12 protein-coding genes are annotated in these 13,490 nt (G+C 68.8%); 3 read left to right on the top strand and 9 right to left on the bottom strand.

Translation table 11 applies throughout. The annotated features are described in order from the left end of the window. The first annotated feature begins 249 nt into the window (after positions 1-249). Together AC13GA_RS11445 and AC13GA_RS11450 are read left to right on the top strand one after the other, a co-directional pair. Positions 250-822, top strand: a complete 573-nt coding sequence (locus AC13GA_RS11445; protein WP_014038869.1) for a DUF1190 domain-containing protein — start codon at positions 250-252, stop codon at positions 820-822. A 7-nt stretch (positions 823-829) separates the two neighbouring features. Beyond that, a complete protein-coding gene (locus AC13GA_RS11450; protein ID WP_482998160.1) occupies positions 830-2,008 on the top strand; it encodes a glutathionylspermidine synthase family protein in 1,179 nt (392 codons plus the stop codon). Positions 2,009-2,545: 537 nt separating this feature from the next. Here AC13GA_RS11450 and AC13GA_RS11455 read toward each other — a convergent pair. The 9 genes from AC13GA_RS11455 to baeS form a co-directional block, all read right to left on the bottom strand. Further along, positions 2,546-3,844: a DUF58 domain-containing protein gene (locus AC13GA_RS11455; RefSeq protein ID WP_482998161.1), complete on the bottom strand. Its 1,299-nt coding sequence runs from the start codon at positions 3,842-3,844 to the stop codon at positions 2,546-2,548. After that, positions 3,841-4,827, bottom strand: a complete 987-nt coding sequence (locus tag AC13GA_RS11460; protein WP_012512415.1) for an AAA family ATPase — start codon at positions 4,825-4,827, stop codon at positions 3,841-3,843. Before AC13GA_RS11460 ends, AC13GA_RS11455 begins: the two co-directional genes overlap by 4 nt. Continuing rightward, positions 4,824-6,008 carry a DUF4350 domain-containing protein gene (locus AC13GA_RS11465; protein ID WP_482998162.1) on the bottom strand — a complete coding sequence of 395 codons (1,185 nt, stop codon included), beginning with the start codon at positions 6,006-6,008 and terminating at the stop codon, positions 4,824-4,826. The genes AC13GA_RS11460 and AC13GA_RS11465 overlap by 4 nt, the downstream gene beginning before the upstream one ends. After that, a complete protein-coding gene (locus tag AC13GA_RS11470; RefSeq protein ID WP_482998163.1) occupies positions 6,005-7,621 on the bottom strand; it encodes a DUF4129 domain-containing protein in 1,617 nt (538 codons plus the stop codon). Before AC13GA_RS11470 ends, AC13GA_RS11465 begins: the two co-directional genes overlap by 4 nt. Then, positions 7,611-8,603 carry a stage II sporulation protein M gene (locus tag AC13GA_RS11475; protein ID WP_295380696.1) on the bottom strand — a complete coding sequence of 331 codons (993 nt, stop codon included), beginning with the start codon at positions 8,601-8,603 and terminating at the stop codon, positions 7,611-7,613. The genes AC13GA_RS11470 and AC13GA_RS11475 overlap by 11 nt, the downstream gene beginning before the upstream one ends. Next, entirely contained in the window at positions 8,600-9,289 is a 690-nt protein-coding gene (locus AC13GA_RS11480) for an RDD family protein (protein ID WP_136639201.1), read from the bottom strand. Before AC13GA_RS11480 ends, AC13GA_RS11475 begins: the two co-directional genes overlap by 4 nt. Positions 9,290-9,412: 123 nt before the next feature. Then, positions 9,413-9,943, bottom strand: a complete 531-nt coding sequence (locus tag AC13GA_RS11485; RefSeq protein WP_295380699.1) for a gamma carbonic anhydrase family protein — start codon at positions 9,941-9,943, stop codon at positions 9,413-9,415. A 134-nt stretch (positions 9,944-10,077) separates the two neighbouring features. Continuing rightward, entirely contained in the window at positions 10,078-10,767 is a 690-nt protein-coding gene (locus tag AC13GA_RS11490; RefSeq protein WP_295380700.1) for a response regulator, read from the bottom strand. Beyond that, positions 10,764-12,155 carry a sensor histidine kinase efflux regulator BaeS gene (gene baeS / locus AC13GA_RS11495; RefSeq protein ID WP_136639199.1) on the bottom strand — a complete coding sequence of 464 codons (1,392 nt, stop codon included), beginning with the start codon at positions 12,153-12,155 and terminating at the stop codon, positions 10,764-10,766. Before baeS ends, AC13GA_RS11490 begins: the two co-directional genes overlap by 4 nt. A gap of 129 nt (positions 12,156-12,284) precedes the next feature. On the opposite strand from baeS, the gene smeA reads away from it, so the two are divergent. After that, positions 12,285-13,481 (top strand): multidrug efflux RND transporter periplasmic adaptor subunit SmeA, encoded by a 1,197-nt coding sequence (gene smeA, locus AC13GA_RS11500; RefSeq protein WP_136639198.1) that lies wholly within the window; start codon positions 12,285-12,287, stop codon positions 13,479-13,481. Positions 13,482-13,490 lie beyond the last annotated feature (9 nt).

Raw genomic sequence — 13,490 nt, forward strand, 5'->3', positions numbered from 1 at the left:
CGGCAAGACCGGGGTTGAGCGTCCTGCCCAACCCGCCCGAGGCATGCCTCGCGCCCATGGCGCTCACGCCCCTGCCACCGGACCCACCCCGCCTTTGACAGTTGGCCGCGATCTGAGGGGATCCGACCCCGATTCCTGATTGGAACGACGAAAATGAAAGTCCGTTCATCTTTCGGACTTTGCCGATTCCGGTTGCTGGTCCGGATTTGGCATCATTGGGGCATTGATCCGTCGACAGGGCATGAGGCCATGAAACGTTCCCGCACCACCGCGCTGCTGCTGATGAGCGCTGCGCCGCTGCTGTTCACCGCCTGCCAGAAGGAGCCGGAGGTGAAGGTGCAGGAAGGCCTGTACACCTCGGTCGAGGCCTGCACCGAGGCCACCGGCGATCCGTCGTCGTGCCGCAATGCCTTCGCGGAAGCGCAGAAGCAGGCCGCCGATGCCGCGCCGAAGTACGCCAGCAAGGAAGCCTGCGAGAAGGACTACAAGCCGGAACAGTGCGTGCAGCAGCACACCTCGGCCGGCACCTCGTTCATCGGCCCGATGATGATGGGCTTCTTCATGTCGCAGATGCTGAGCAACCGCGGTGGCCTCGCTCCGCAGGCGCCGGCGGCGTCGCCGGCCTACCAGGACAAGAGCGCCGGCTGGGCGCGTCCGGCACCGGGCGGCAGCGGTGGCCTGAACACCGCCAGCGGCATCGGCGCGGGCAAGGCTGGCCTCGCCCCGGTCACCAGCGAGCCGAACCGTGCGGTCACTGCCAGCCGTGGTGGCTTCGGCAACACCAGCGCGCGCCGCAGCACCAGCGGCAGCTACGGCGGCTGATCGACCCATGCAGCGTATCCGGATTGCCGAGCGTGCCCAGTGGCGGGCACGCGCGGAAGAGGCGGGTTTCCGCTTCCACACCATCGATGGCCAGCCGTACTGGGATGAGAGCGCGTACTACGCCTTCACCCTGCGCCAGATCGAACAGGACATCGAAGACCCCAGCGCCGAGCTGCACCAGATGGCGCTGGACCTGGTCGGTGATGTCATCGGCAGCGAACGGTTGATGGACCAGCTGGCGATTCCGTCGCACTACCGCGACTGGATCGCCGACAGCTGGCGCCAGCGCCAGCCGCACCTCTATGGACGCCTGGACCTGGCCTACGACGGCACTGGCCCGGCCAAGCTGTACGAACTGAACTACGACACGCCGACCTCGCTGTTCGAGGCCAGCTTCTTCCAGTGGCAGTGGCTGGAGGACCAGCGCAACGCCGGTCGCCTGCCGCAGCATGCCGACCAGTTCAACGCGATCCATGAGGCGCTGGTCGAGCGCTTCGGCGAACTGGCCACGCAGCTGCCGCCGCCGCTGTATTTCAGCGCCGTGGGCAGTTCGGAAGAAGACCGCGGCACCGTCGATTATCTGCGCGACTGCGCCTCGCAGGCCGGCCTGCACGGGCAGGCGATCGCTGTCGAGGATATCGGTCTGTCCGAGGACGGGTGCTTCACCGCGCTGGACGATTCGGTGATCGGCACGCTGTTCAAGCTGTACCCGCTGGAAGACCTGATGGCCGAGGAATTCGGTCGCGCGCTGCCGGGCTCGGGCGTGCAGCTGCTGGAACCGGCGTGGAAGGCGGTGCTGAGCAACAAGGGCATCCTGCCGCTGCTGTGGCAGCGCAACGTGGGCCATCCGAACCTGCTGGAAGCCCACTTCGACGACGGCAGCACGCTGGCCTCGGGCTGGGTGCGCAAGCCGCTGTTCTCGCGCGAAGGCGCCAACATCGAGATGCACCTGGCCGACGGCAGCACCCAGCGCAGCGACGGTCCCTACGATGGTCCGGCGATCCTCCAGCGTGCGCATCCGCTCACCCGCTTCGAAGGCGGTTACCCGCTGATCGGCAGCTGGGTGATCGGCGACCACGCCTGCGGTATCGGCATCCGCGAGGACGACAGCGCGATCACCCGCGACAGTGCGCGCTTCGTGCCGCACGCAATCGTCGATGAGGCGCCAACGCGGATCTACGTCTGATGGCGGTGCGGCGCCCCCGGGCCGGCGTGGGCAACCGACGCCGGTCGTAGAACAACCGCTGTAGGTAGTGGCCGACCTTGGTCGGCGCTGTTGATTCCGTGCCAACCAAGGTTGGCACCCACCAGAGCGATGCGTCGGTTGCTGCAGCAGTAGTGCCGGCCGCTGGCCGGTAACCGCCGTTGGTAGAGGCCGACCTTGGTCGGCGCTGTGGATTTTGTGCCAACCAAGGTTGGCACCCACCAGAGCGATGCGTCGGCTGTTGCAGGGGTAGTGCCGGCCGCTGGCCGGCAACCGCAATGGGTAGAGGCCGACCTTGGTCGGCGGTTTGGGTTTCGTGCCAACCAAGGTTGGCACCTACCAGAGCGATGCGTCGGCTGTTGCAGGGGTAGTGCCGGCCGCTGGCCGGCAACCGCAATGGGTAGAGGCCGACCTTGGTCGGCGGTTTGGGTTTCGTGCCAACCAAGGTTGGCACCTACCAGAGCGGCCGCGAACCAGCGCAATGCGTCGGTAGCGCCGGGCCATGCCCGGCGCCATCGATCAGAGCAACCCCTCGCGCTTCACTGCCAGGTAGCGCTCGACCAGTGCGGCAGGCAGGGCATCGGCGGTCACGTCCAGCACCATCACCTTCTCGCTGCGCAGTGCCTCATGCGCCTTCGCGCGCTGCTGCAGGTACAGTGCAGCGGCACCGGCCTGGGTCGCGTCCTCCAGGGTCTGCACGTCACCTTCCAGCGCAGCGTCCAGTTCGCGTTCGCGCAGGCTGGCCACGCACACCAGATGGCGGCGCTGCAGCAGGCGCACCGCCGCCAGCAGGTCCTCGATATCCTCGTCGCGCACGTTGCTGACCAGCATCACCAGCGCCCGCCGGCGCTGACGCAGCGACACCTCGGTGGCGGCGGCCAGGTAGTCGGTGGCCACCGCGCGCGGCTGCAGGTCGTAGCTGGCGCGCAGCAGGTGCTCGACCGTGCCCATGCCACGCTGCGGCGCCACCCAGCGGCGTTCGCCACCGGCAGCGAACAGGCCGGCGGCATCGCCCTGGCGCAGCGCCAGGTAGGCCACCACCAGCGAGGCGTTCAACGCGTGGTCGAAGTGCGAGAGCCCGCCTTCGCTGGCCAGCATGCGCCGGCCACTGTCGAGCATCAGCAGCAACTGCTGGTTCTTCTCGTCCTGGTACTCGCGCGAGATCAGCTTGCGCGCACGTGCGGTGGCCTTCCAGTCGAGCTGGCGCAGGCTGTCGCCGATGCGGTACTCGCGCATCTGGTGGAAGTCGGTGCCTTCACCCCGGCGGCGCTTCACGTGTGCACCGACCAGCCGCGAGGCCTGGTCGGCACTGAACAGGGCGAAGCGGGTGAGCGGCACGAAGTTCGGATAGACCCGCACGTCCAGCGATGGTGGCAGGGTTCGTTGCTGCCACCACAGCCGCCACGGCGAGCGCATGCGCAGGTGCACGCCTTCGAGGCGGAAATGCCCACGCTGCAGCGGCTGCAGGTGGTAGTGCAGGGTGGAGGCACTGCCGCCCTGCAGGCGTACGCGCTGCGGCAGTGATTCCAGCGGCCAGCCGCCGGGCACCAGGTCGAACACCTGCACCGTCATCGATTGTCCGGCCTGCAGGCGCAGCGCGGCTTCGCGACGCACGCCCAGTGCCAGCGCCTCGGGCAGCTCGCGTTGCACCTGCGGCGACGGACGCCGCGACTGCCGCCACAGATCCATCAACGCCGGCACGGCAATCGCCAACGCCGCCAGCGCCCAGCTCCAGCGCGGCAGCACGCCGCCCAGCACCAGGCCGCCCAGCGCGGCCCAGGCCAGCAGCAGCGCCAGCAGCAGCGGTGCCGGTCTCATCGACGCGGCGCTTCCACCTTGGCCAGCAGGGCGCCCAGCACGTCGTCGGCGTCCTGGCCTTCGATCTGCAGTTCCGGTGCCAGCGCGATGCGATGGCGCAGCGCAGGGCGCGCGATGTCGCGCACATCATCCGGAGTGACGAAATCACGACCGGCCAGCACCGCCTGTGCACGCGAGGCACGCACCAGCGCGATGCTGCCACGCGGGCCGGCGCCGACCGCGATACCCGGCCACTGCCTCGTCGCCGCCACGATCCGCACCGCGTAGTCGATCACTTCGTCGTCAACCGTGATCGCGGCGGTGGCACGCTGCAGTTCCAGCAGCTCACCAGCACCGAGCACGCGCGGCACCTGGCTCAGGTCGAAATCGCTGGCGGCGCGGCCGCTGGTGATCGCGGTCACCATGCGCTTCTCGTCCTCCAGCTGCGGATAGTCGATCAGGACCTTCAGCAGGAAGCGGTCCAGCTGTGCTTCCGGCAGCGGGTAGGTGCCTTCCTGCTCCAGCGGGTTCTGCGTGGCCAGTGCCATGAACGGCGGCGCCAGGGTGAAGGCCTTGCCTTCGATGGTCACCTGGCCTTCCTGCATCACTTCCAGCAGCGCCGACTGGGTCTTGGCCGGTGCGCGGTTGATCTCGTCGGCCAGCAGCAGGTTGGTGAACACCGGACCGCGACGGATCTTGAAGCTCTCGCTCTTCGGGTCGTACACGGCGTGGCCGCTGACGTCGCTGGGCATCAGGTCGGGGGTGAACTGCACGCGGCCATAGTCCAGTTCCAGGGCCTGTGCCAGTGCGCGCACCAGCAGGGTCTTGCCCAGCCCGGGTACGCCCTCGATCAACACGTGACCGCCGGCGAGCAGGGCCACCAGGATCTGGTCAAGCACCTCGGCCTGGCCGATGAAGGCGTGGCCGATGGCGTCGCGGATGGCATCGACGCGTTCGATCAGGCGGGCGTTCGCGGCCGCCGGCAGCTCGGGGACTTCGGTCATAGCAGGGATCTCATCTGGAGCAGCAAGCGGATGCGCTCGCGCAGGGCGGAGGAATCGTGCGGCGGAGGGGGGGAGAGCGCGCTGGCGACGCGGCTTTGCGGCCACTTCAGCAGCTCGGCGATGGCCTGATCGCGCGGCGCGCCGTCGAGTGCGGCGGCAACCGGCGCGCGCAGGCGCAGGCGGTGCAGGAACAGCGCGAGCACGGCCTCGTACAGGCGCGTGCCTTGGCCGAAGCGCAGCAGCAGTTCGCCACTGGCACGCACGTGCTCCAGCAGCGAGCGGCGTTCCAGCACCGGCGACGGCAGCAGGCTGCCGAAGCGCTGCGAGCGGCCCCACAACCAGCCCAGCAAAGCCAGCAGCAGAGGCACCCACAACGGCCAGCCCTGGTAGAACAGGCGCGCCCACAGCGATGGCGGTTGACTGGCATAGACCAGCCAGACCGCCCCCTTGCCGTAGTTCGGATCGAGCAGGTAGCGGGTCAGGTCGCGGTGGGCGGGATCATGCAGGCCGTCGCTGGCCTTGCCGGCAGTAGCCGCCAGGCGCGCTGCAGGCGAGTCGACATCGCCGCGCATGAACTCCATGTCGGCCAGTACGCTGACCCTGCCCTGTCCGTGGCGCAGGCGCGCGAACACCAGATCGCGATCACCACCCCAGCGTCGCTCGGCCTGCGCTTTGGCGGCAAAGCCAAGCGTGAAGCGGCGGCCACCGCAGAATTCGCTGTGACCGGTGTCGTCGTCGATGTGGAACGGCTGGCAGTCGCTGCGCTGGAACAGGCTGTCCACGCCCAGCTGGTCCAGCAGCGGCCCCTGCGTGCTGCTGGCATCGTCTTCGGCCGGCGGCGGCGTGCGCACCAGCAGATGGCCGCCACGGTCGACCCAGTCCAGCAGCTGCTTCACGGTGGGTGCCGGCAGCTCGCTGCTGTCCTGCAACAGCACCACGGTGTCGTGCGGTGCCAGCGCCATCTGCTGCAGCTCAAGCCGCGGCCGCGCGTGCACGTCGATACCGTCGGCGCGCAGCGCCTGGCCCAGCACGTACAGCGGGTTGTAGGCGGCTTCGCCCTGCGGCGGCAGCGGAAGCGTTTCGGTGACCCGCTCGTGCGTGCGCAGGTAGAGGATGGTCAGCGGCACGCCGAACAGCACCAGCACGCCCAGCAGCAACGACCAGAACAGGCGCGGGCTCATGCCTGCCACCGGTACTGCTGGCGCAGGGTCTCGGCCAGCGCGTCGAAATCGCTGCGGCTGGGCAGGCGTCCACCATAGGCGGCGTACTGCCACATGCGCACGATGCGCGCGAAAAGATCACGGTCGGCTGCTTCGGGCATGCGCCGCGATGCGCGCAGGCATTGTGCTTCGGTAGCGCCGGGTGGCAACGCGATGCCGCTGCGCTCGCCGACGGTACGCACGCTGGCACGGTACAGCAGCGCCAGCGCCTGGCGTGGCCGGCCCTGGTCCCACAACAGGCCGGCCTGGGTGGCGACGTCCGGCGGCAGCACCACCGGCAACGTCACCTGTTCCTCCACCACCTGCGGTGCCGCCTCGGCCTTGCGCCGCCCGCTGCCGCGCAACCACGGCAGCCACAGACGTGCGGTCAGCAGCAGCACCAGCAGCAGGACGCCGAGCAGGCCCCACAGGCTCCATTCGGCCAACCGTGCCAGCCAGGCGATGCCGTCCTTGCGCGGCTTGCGCTCGCCCTTGTTGCTGCTGTCGCTCTGCAGCGATTTGTCTTCCTTCTTCTTTTCCTCGGCCTTTTCGATCGGCTTCCAGTGCGTGACCTGACGGGTCGGGCGCTGCAGCGGATCCTCATAGGCACGGTTCACCGCCTGGCGGAAACCGGCGGTGTCCACCGGCGAGGTGCCGAAGATCGTTGCCGGGGTGTTGGCCGGGTCGATCGTGGCTTCGTCGTCGTCCGTATCGGCGCCGACGTCGCTGGGTTTGCCCAGCACACGCTCCGGCCCGGCATCTGCGTCCTGCGCATGCACCGATGCGGAGACCAGTGGCAGCGCCAGGCACAGCAGCAGGGCCAGCGTCGATGCGGCCGGCAGCAGACGATCACGCAGGCGGCGCAGGGCGATTTCCACGTCCCAGGCTTCCATCTGCGTGCGCCGGTTCAGATACAGGCCGAAGCCGCCACCGACGAAGAACGGGCCGATCATCACCGAGGCCAGCCAGCACGCCAGGTTGAAACCCAGCCGTGCCCACGCCGGTGTATCCCGGCCGATCATGTCCCACGCTGCGCGCCAGGATTCGGACATCAGCTCCAGCGGCATGAACATGAACACTGCGCCGATCGCACCCGATACCAGCGCCGCTTCGAAGGCCATGCAGGCCACGGTCAGTACCAGTGCTGCGCCAGCGGCACCGGCCGCCACTGCGCGCCGACGTGGACCACGCTGGTCGGGGGCGTTGCCCTCCAGCAGGTTCACCGGCAGGCACAGGCTGCGCAGCACGCTGAAGCGGCGCCATCCCAGATAGCCCCAGAAACCGTTGTTGCCCCAGTGACGCTGGACGCGCAGCGCTGACAGCGCACCGACCGGCTCGCCGAAGATGCCGCGCGACAGCACGTACAGCGGTGCGCGTTCGAACAGCGGCTTGCACCACCACATCGCCAGCCAGGCCCAGCCGAACGCATCCAGCCACCAGCCCAGCGCGTTGAAGATCACGAACAGCGGTGCGCTGGCCAGCAGCCAGCTGCCCCACACCGCACGCGCGTGCCGGCGGGCGAGGGCGTTGCCCAGCTCCATGGCTTCCCAGCCGCTGCGCGCCCGCAGCACCACGTCCAGGTGGTCAATGCGCATCGCTGCCTCCGCGTCCGCCGCGCCACAGCCACAGCAGCACGCCGGCCCACAGCACGCCGGCCACGCTGAACTTGCCCCACGCCGGCACTTCGGCGATCGATGACCAGAACGCTTCAATGAAGGCCGCGACCAGCAGCATGAAGGCGACGCCGAGGCACAGCCGGGCGCCGATGCGGCCGCCGTCGACCAGTGCATCCAGGCGGCTGCGCCGGCCCGGTGCCAGCAGCTTCATGCCCAGCTGCAGGCCGGCGCCGCCGGCAATCACGATCGCGGTCAGCTCGAACGCGCCATGGCCGACCACGAAGCGCCAGAACGGGCCACCATGGCCGATGTGCTGCAGGTGGCCGGCCACCGCACCAATGGTCACGCCGTTGAACAGCAGCACCAGCAGCGTGCCCAGCCCGGCCAGCAGGCCGCTGGCAAAGGTGCGCAGGGCGATGCTGATGTTGTTCATGATGTAGTGGCCGAACATCATCCAGTCGGTGCCGCTGTCGCGGCCCAGGCGTTCGGCGGCCGGGTCGTACATGCGCTCCATCGCGGCGATCTGGCGGTTGTCCATCAGCATGTGGATCAGGTCCGGGTGGACCTGCGCCAGCACGAAGCAGGCCAGCGCTGGCAGCGCGAACATCGCCAGCGCCACCCACATGCTGCGTGCCTGGCTGCGCACCAGCAGCGGGAAGTCGGCCACCAGGAATTCCAGCGCCGCGCGCCAGCGCGTCGGCGGTGTGCGGTACAGCACGCTGTGGCCCTGCTGCATCAACTGCTGCAGGCGCTGCACCAGCTGGGGGCTGTAGCCGCGCTCACGGGCCAGCGCCAGCTGCTGGCACAGGCGTCGGTAGCGCTGCGGGAAGGCGGTGTCGTGCAGCGACAGACCACTGGCCTTCCGGCGCGTGCGGCGCGACACGCCAGCGCGCAGCAGCAACCATTGCTCCAGGTCCTGCCATTCCTGCTGGTAGCGGGCGACGAACTGTTCCTGCTTCATCGCCGGCCCAGCAGCCAGTTGGCCATCGCGTACAGGCGCAGCACACCGATCTGGCCGTGGGTACCGGTCAGCGGTTCGACGATGCCGGCCAGCTCCTGCTGGCGCGCCGGTGACAGTCGAGGTGCGCGCTCGGCGAAGGCCATCAGTGCCGCCTGCTCTTCCGGCCGCAACGGTTGTGGCGGAGCCAGCACGCTGTCGATGGTCGGCGGTGGCGGCAGGTACAGCGCCGGTGCGTGCACCACCACGGTGCCTGCCACCAGGTCACCGAGGCGACGGCCATGCGGATCGAACAGGCTGCTGATCAGGCCCAGTGCATAGCCGAACGGCAGCATGTCCACGGTGCGCAGCAGGTTGCGGGTGACCGCGGCCATCCAGCCCACCGGCGCGCCATCGCGGGCGAGCACGCGCAGGCCCAGCGCACGCTTGCCCAGGGTACGGCCCCACAGCGCTTCGCAGATGATCGGGTAGGCCCAGTAGACCAGGAACATCAGCGCCAGGTAGAGCCCCGTGCCGAACTTGTCCAGCAGCGCCAGCGGGAACGACATCAGCACCAGCACCGCGATGCGCACGCCGAGATCGACCAGCCAGGCCATCGCCCGAGGCACCGGGCCGGCCGCCGGCAACTGCAGCGGCACACCCTCCGGCGTCACCACCTCGCGGTAGGTATCGAGCATCGGTGCGGCCATCAGCGCGATGGCCTTCGTTGTGGGCGCCGGAGTCCTCTCCAGCAGGCAGCCACAGGCATGGGGTTCTCGACAGGTCCTGGTCGGGCCCAGACTTTAACAGAGCCGCATGGCGGCGTTGGCCGCTCAGCCCAGGTATTCATCCTTCAGCCGCACGTAGTGGTCGGCTGAGTAATGCAGCGCTTCGATCTCCTTGTCGCTCAGCGTGCGTGCCGGCCGGGCCGGATTGCCCACCCACAGCTCACCTTCACCCACCACCTTGCCCGGGCCGATCACCGCACCGGCACCGACGAAGCCATGGCGCTCCACGCGGGCGCCATCGAGGATGCAGGCACCCATGCCGATCAGGCTGTAATCGCCGATCGTGCAGGCGTGGATGATGCAGCCGTGGCCGACCGTCACGCCTTCGCCGATCAGGGTCGGGTAGCCGGCCTTGTTGTACGGGCTGTGGTGGCTGACGTGGATGATGGTGCCGTCCTGCACGTTGGTGCGTGCACCGATGCGCACATGGTTGACGTCGCCGCGGATGACCGTGCCCGGCCACACCGACACGTCGTCGGCCAGTTCCACGTCACCGATGAGGGTGCAGGCCGGATCGATGTACACGCGCTCGCCGAGGACGGGCATCTTGTCGCGGAAAGGGCGCAGCGGGTTCATCGGTGTCTCCGGAAATCAGGGCGTTCACGACGATGATACCTGCGTGGTGCGCACGGGTAGTGCCGGCCGCTGGCCGGCAACCACGGAAATCCAGGCGTGCCGCGCGGTTGCCGGCCAGCGGCCGGCACTACCCGCTACGGTTCGTAGCTGTAGCCCATGCCATACACCGAACGGATCGGCTCGCCTTCCATGCCGGCATCGGCCAGCTTGCGGCGCAGGTTGCGCACGTGGCTGTCGACGGTACGGTCGACCACCACGCGGTGGTCCAGGTACAGCCGGTCGAGCAGTTCGTCGCGGGCCCAGATCCGGCCCGGCGTGGCCAGCAGGGTACGCAGCAGGCGGTACTCCACCGGCGTCAGGTCCAGGCCCTTGCCGTTCCAGGTGGCGCGTGCCGCCGGTTCGTCGATATGCAGGCCGCCGTTGGCGCGTGCACCCGGGTCCGGGCGGTAGCGGCGCAGCACCGCTACCACCCGCGCGACGACTTCGCGCGGACTGAACGGCTTGCAGATGTAGTCGTCGGCACCGATCTCCAGGCCCAGCAGGCGGTCGATCTCTTCCACCCGTGCAGTGACCATGATCACCGGCACGTCGCTGCTGGCGCGCAGCTCGCGGCAGAGGTCCACGCCATCGCGCTGCGGCAGCATCAGGTCCAGCAGCACCAGGTCGGGCTGGTAGCGCGCAAACGTCTCGATCACCTGGCCGCCGTCATCCACCCATTCGCTGTCCATGCCGGCAGCGGCCAGGTAGTCGCGCAGTACCGAGGCCAACCGCGGCTCGTCCTCGACGATCAGTATCTTCGCGGGCGCGACGGGGGACGTGCTCATGCAGGCTCCGGCAGGGTGATGGCCACGCGCAGGCCGCCCAGTGGCGAGGGCTCGGCGTGGATGTGGCCGTGGTGGGCGAGGATGATGTTGTGGCTGATGGCCAGGCCCAACCCGCTGCCACCGCTGGCACGGTTGCGCGAGCTTTCCACCCGGTAGAAGCGCTCGAACAGCAGCGCGCACTTGTCAGCCGGTACGCCCGGAGCGGTGTCTTCCACGATCAGCTGCACGCCTGCAGGCACGCGCGCGGCCTGCACATGCACGCGGCCGCCGGTATGGGTGTAGCGCAGCGCGTTCTCCAGCAGGTTGGCCAGTACCTGCTGCAGGCGTCGCTCGTCGCCGGACACCTGCAGCGGTGTGGCGGGTAGATCTTCTTCCAGCGACAGGCCTGCGTTGGCGAAGCGCACGCGCATGCCATTGAGTTCGCTGCGCAGCAGCGCCACCAGGTCCAGCGGCGCGAAGCGGTAGGCGAGGCCGCCAGACTGGGTCATCGACAGGTCGTGCAGGTCGTCGACCAGCTTGCCCAGCTGGCGGATCTCGCTCTGCAGGCCACCGAGGTTGGCGCGGTCCAGCGGGCGGATGCCGTCCTCGATCGCCTCCAGCTCGGCGCGCACCACCGCCAGTGGTGTGCGCAGCTCGTGCGAGATGTCGGCGATGAACGCGCGGCGGTTGCGCTCGGTATCGTCCAGCGCCTGTGCCATCCGGTTGAAGTCGTTGACCAGTGCGTCCAGCTCGTCATCGCTGGTGCGCTCGATGCGGGTGGCATAGTCGCCTGCAGCGAGCCGATGGGTGGCCGCAGCCAGCTTGGCCAGGCGCTGGCGCAGCGCACGCGACACCAACCAGGCCAGCAGCACCGTCACCAGCAGCAGGGCGACGCCGATCACCCACCAGGCGCGCACCTGGGTGTTGTAGAAGTTCAGATCGTTGGTGGCGATGACCGTCTGGAATGGCACCATGCCCAGCCAGCCGACGGTGTGCCCGTCCAGCTGCACCGGATGCGGCTCGTCATCACTGGTGGCATCGGGGTTGCCGGCCACGAACCGGTGCTGCGCATCGAACAGGCCCAGCCGCGACGGTACGCCGGTCTGGTCGGACAGCGGCGGCACCGGGCCCTCATGCCCATGGGCCAGATCCGGACGCAGCAGCCGCGCCCAGCGATCACTGTCACCGCGCAGATGCTCCCAGCCACCGTGCGCGCTGTACTCGCGCTGCAGGTGTGGCATCAGGCGCTGCATGCGCAGGTCGCCCTGGTCGTTGAGGTAGTCCAGGAAGCCGGTCTGGAATGCCACGCGGCTGGCAATGCCGTTCACTGCCAGCACCAGCAGGCAGGCGGTGAAGATCGCGAGGAAGGTCTTCGCGGTCAGGCCGAATTTGAGTCGAATCTTCACCATCGCGGGGCCATTAGCGGCGCATGTGGCGCTGAAAGCAAGCGCCAGCTGAGCTGGTCGCAGATTCTCCATATTCTCTGCACAGTTCCACGGCAGCGTGCACGGGTCAACGCAAGGCCCCCACGCCCCCCCATGTCACTCCCGCGCCTGCTGTCCCGATCTCCCCATCCATTGTTGTTGCCCCTGCTGATGTCCCTGGCGGCCTGTACGGCGGGCAGGACCGACGCCCCGGCCACGCCTGAAGTGGGCGTCATTACCGCCAGCGCGCAGCCGCTGGCGCTGCAGCAGAGCCTGCCCGGTCGCGCGGTGCCGTTCGAGGTGTCCGAGGTGCGGCCACAGATCGGCGGGTTGATCCGCCAGCGTTTGTTCACCGAAGGCCAGCAGGTCAAGGCCGGCCAGCTGCTGTACCAGGTCGATCCGGCGCCGTACCAGGCCGCCTTCGATACCGCGCGTGGCCAGCTGGCGCAGGCCGAGGCCACCGTGCTGTCGGCGCAGCCGAAGGCCGAGCGCACCCGCACGCTGCTGGGCCTGGATGCGGCCAGCAAGCAGGACGCCGACGATGCCACCTCGGCGCTGAAGCAGGCACAGGCCAATGTGATCGCCGCGCGCGCTGCGCTGCAGGCCGCCCGCATCAACCTCGACTACACCCGGGTGACCGCACCGATCGCGGGCCGCATCGGCACCTCCAGCGTCACTGCCGGCGCGCTGGTCGCTGCAGGACAGGAAGCGGCGCTGGCGACCATCCAGCGGTTGGACCCGGTGTACCTGGATGTCACTCAGTCCAGCACGCAGATGCTGGCACTGCGCAAGCAGCTTGATGCCGGCCTGGTGAAGGCCATCGACGGCAAGGCGCAGGTGAAGGTGCTGCTGGAGGACGGCAGCACCTATGCCCATGAAGGCACGCTGGAGTTTGTCGGTAGCGCGGTCGATCCGGGTACCGGCAATGTGGTGTTGCGCGCGGTCATTCCGAACCCGGACGGTCTGCTGCTGCCGGGCATGTACCTGAAGGCGGTGCTGCCGATGGCCACCGATGCGCGTGCCCTGCTGGTGCCGCAGAAGGCGGTGCTGCGCAATGAACGCGGCGAGCCGCTGCTGCGCCTGCTCGATGCCAAGGACCACGTGGTCGAGCGCCGGGTCAGTACCGGCCAGGTGGTGGGCAACCAGTGGCAGATCATGCAGGGGCTGAAAGCCGGTGAGCGGGTAATCGTCAGCAACGGCAGTGCGGTAGCGCTCGGCCAGCAGGTGAAGGCGGTCGCAGCCACCACCGCGCAGCTGGCCGCCATGCCGGCGATCGACCCGAACGGCAACACCGACGAAAAGTCGCACTGAGGCCCGCCG

Source organism: Stenotrophomonas sp. 22DLJC03, assembly GCF_056861405.1.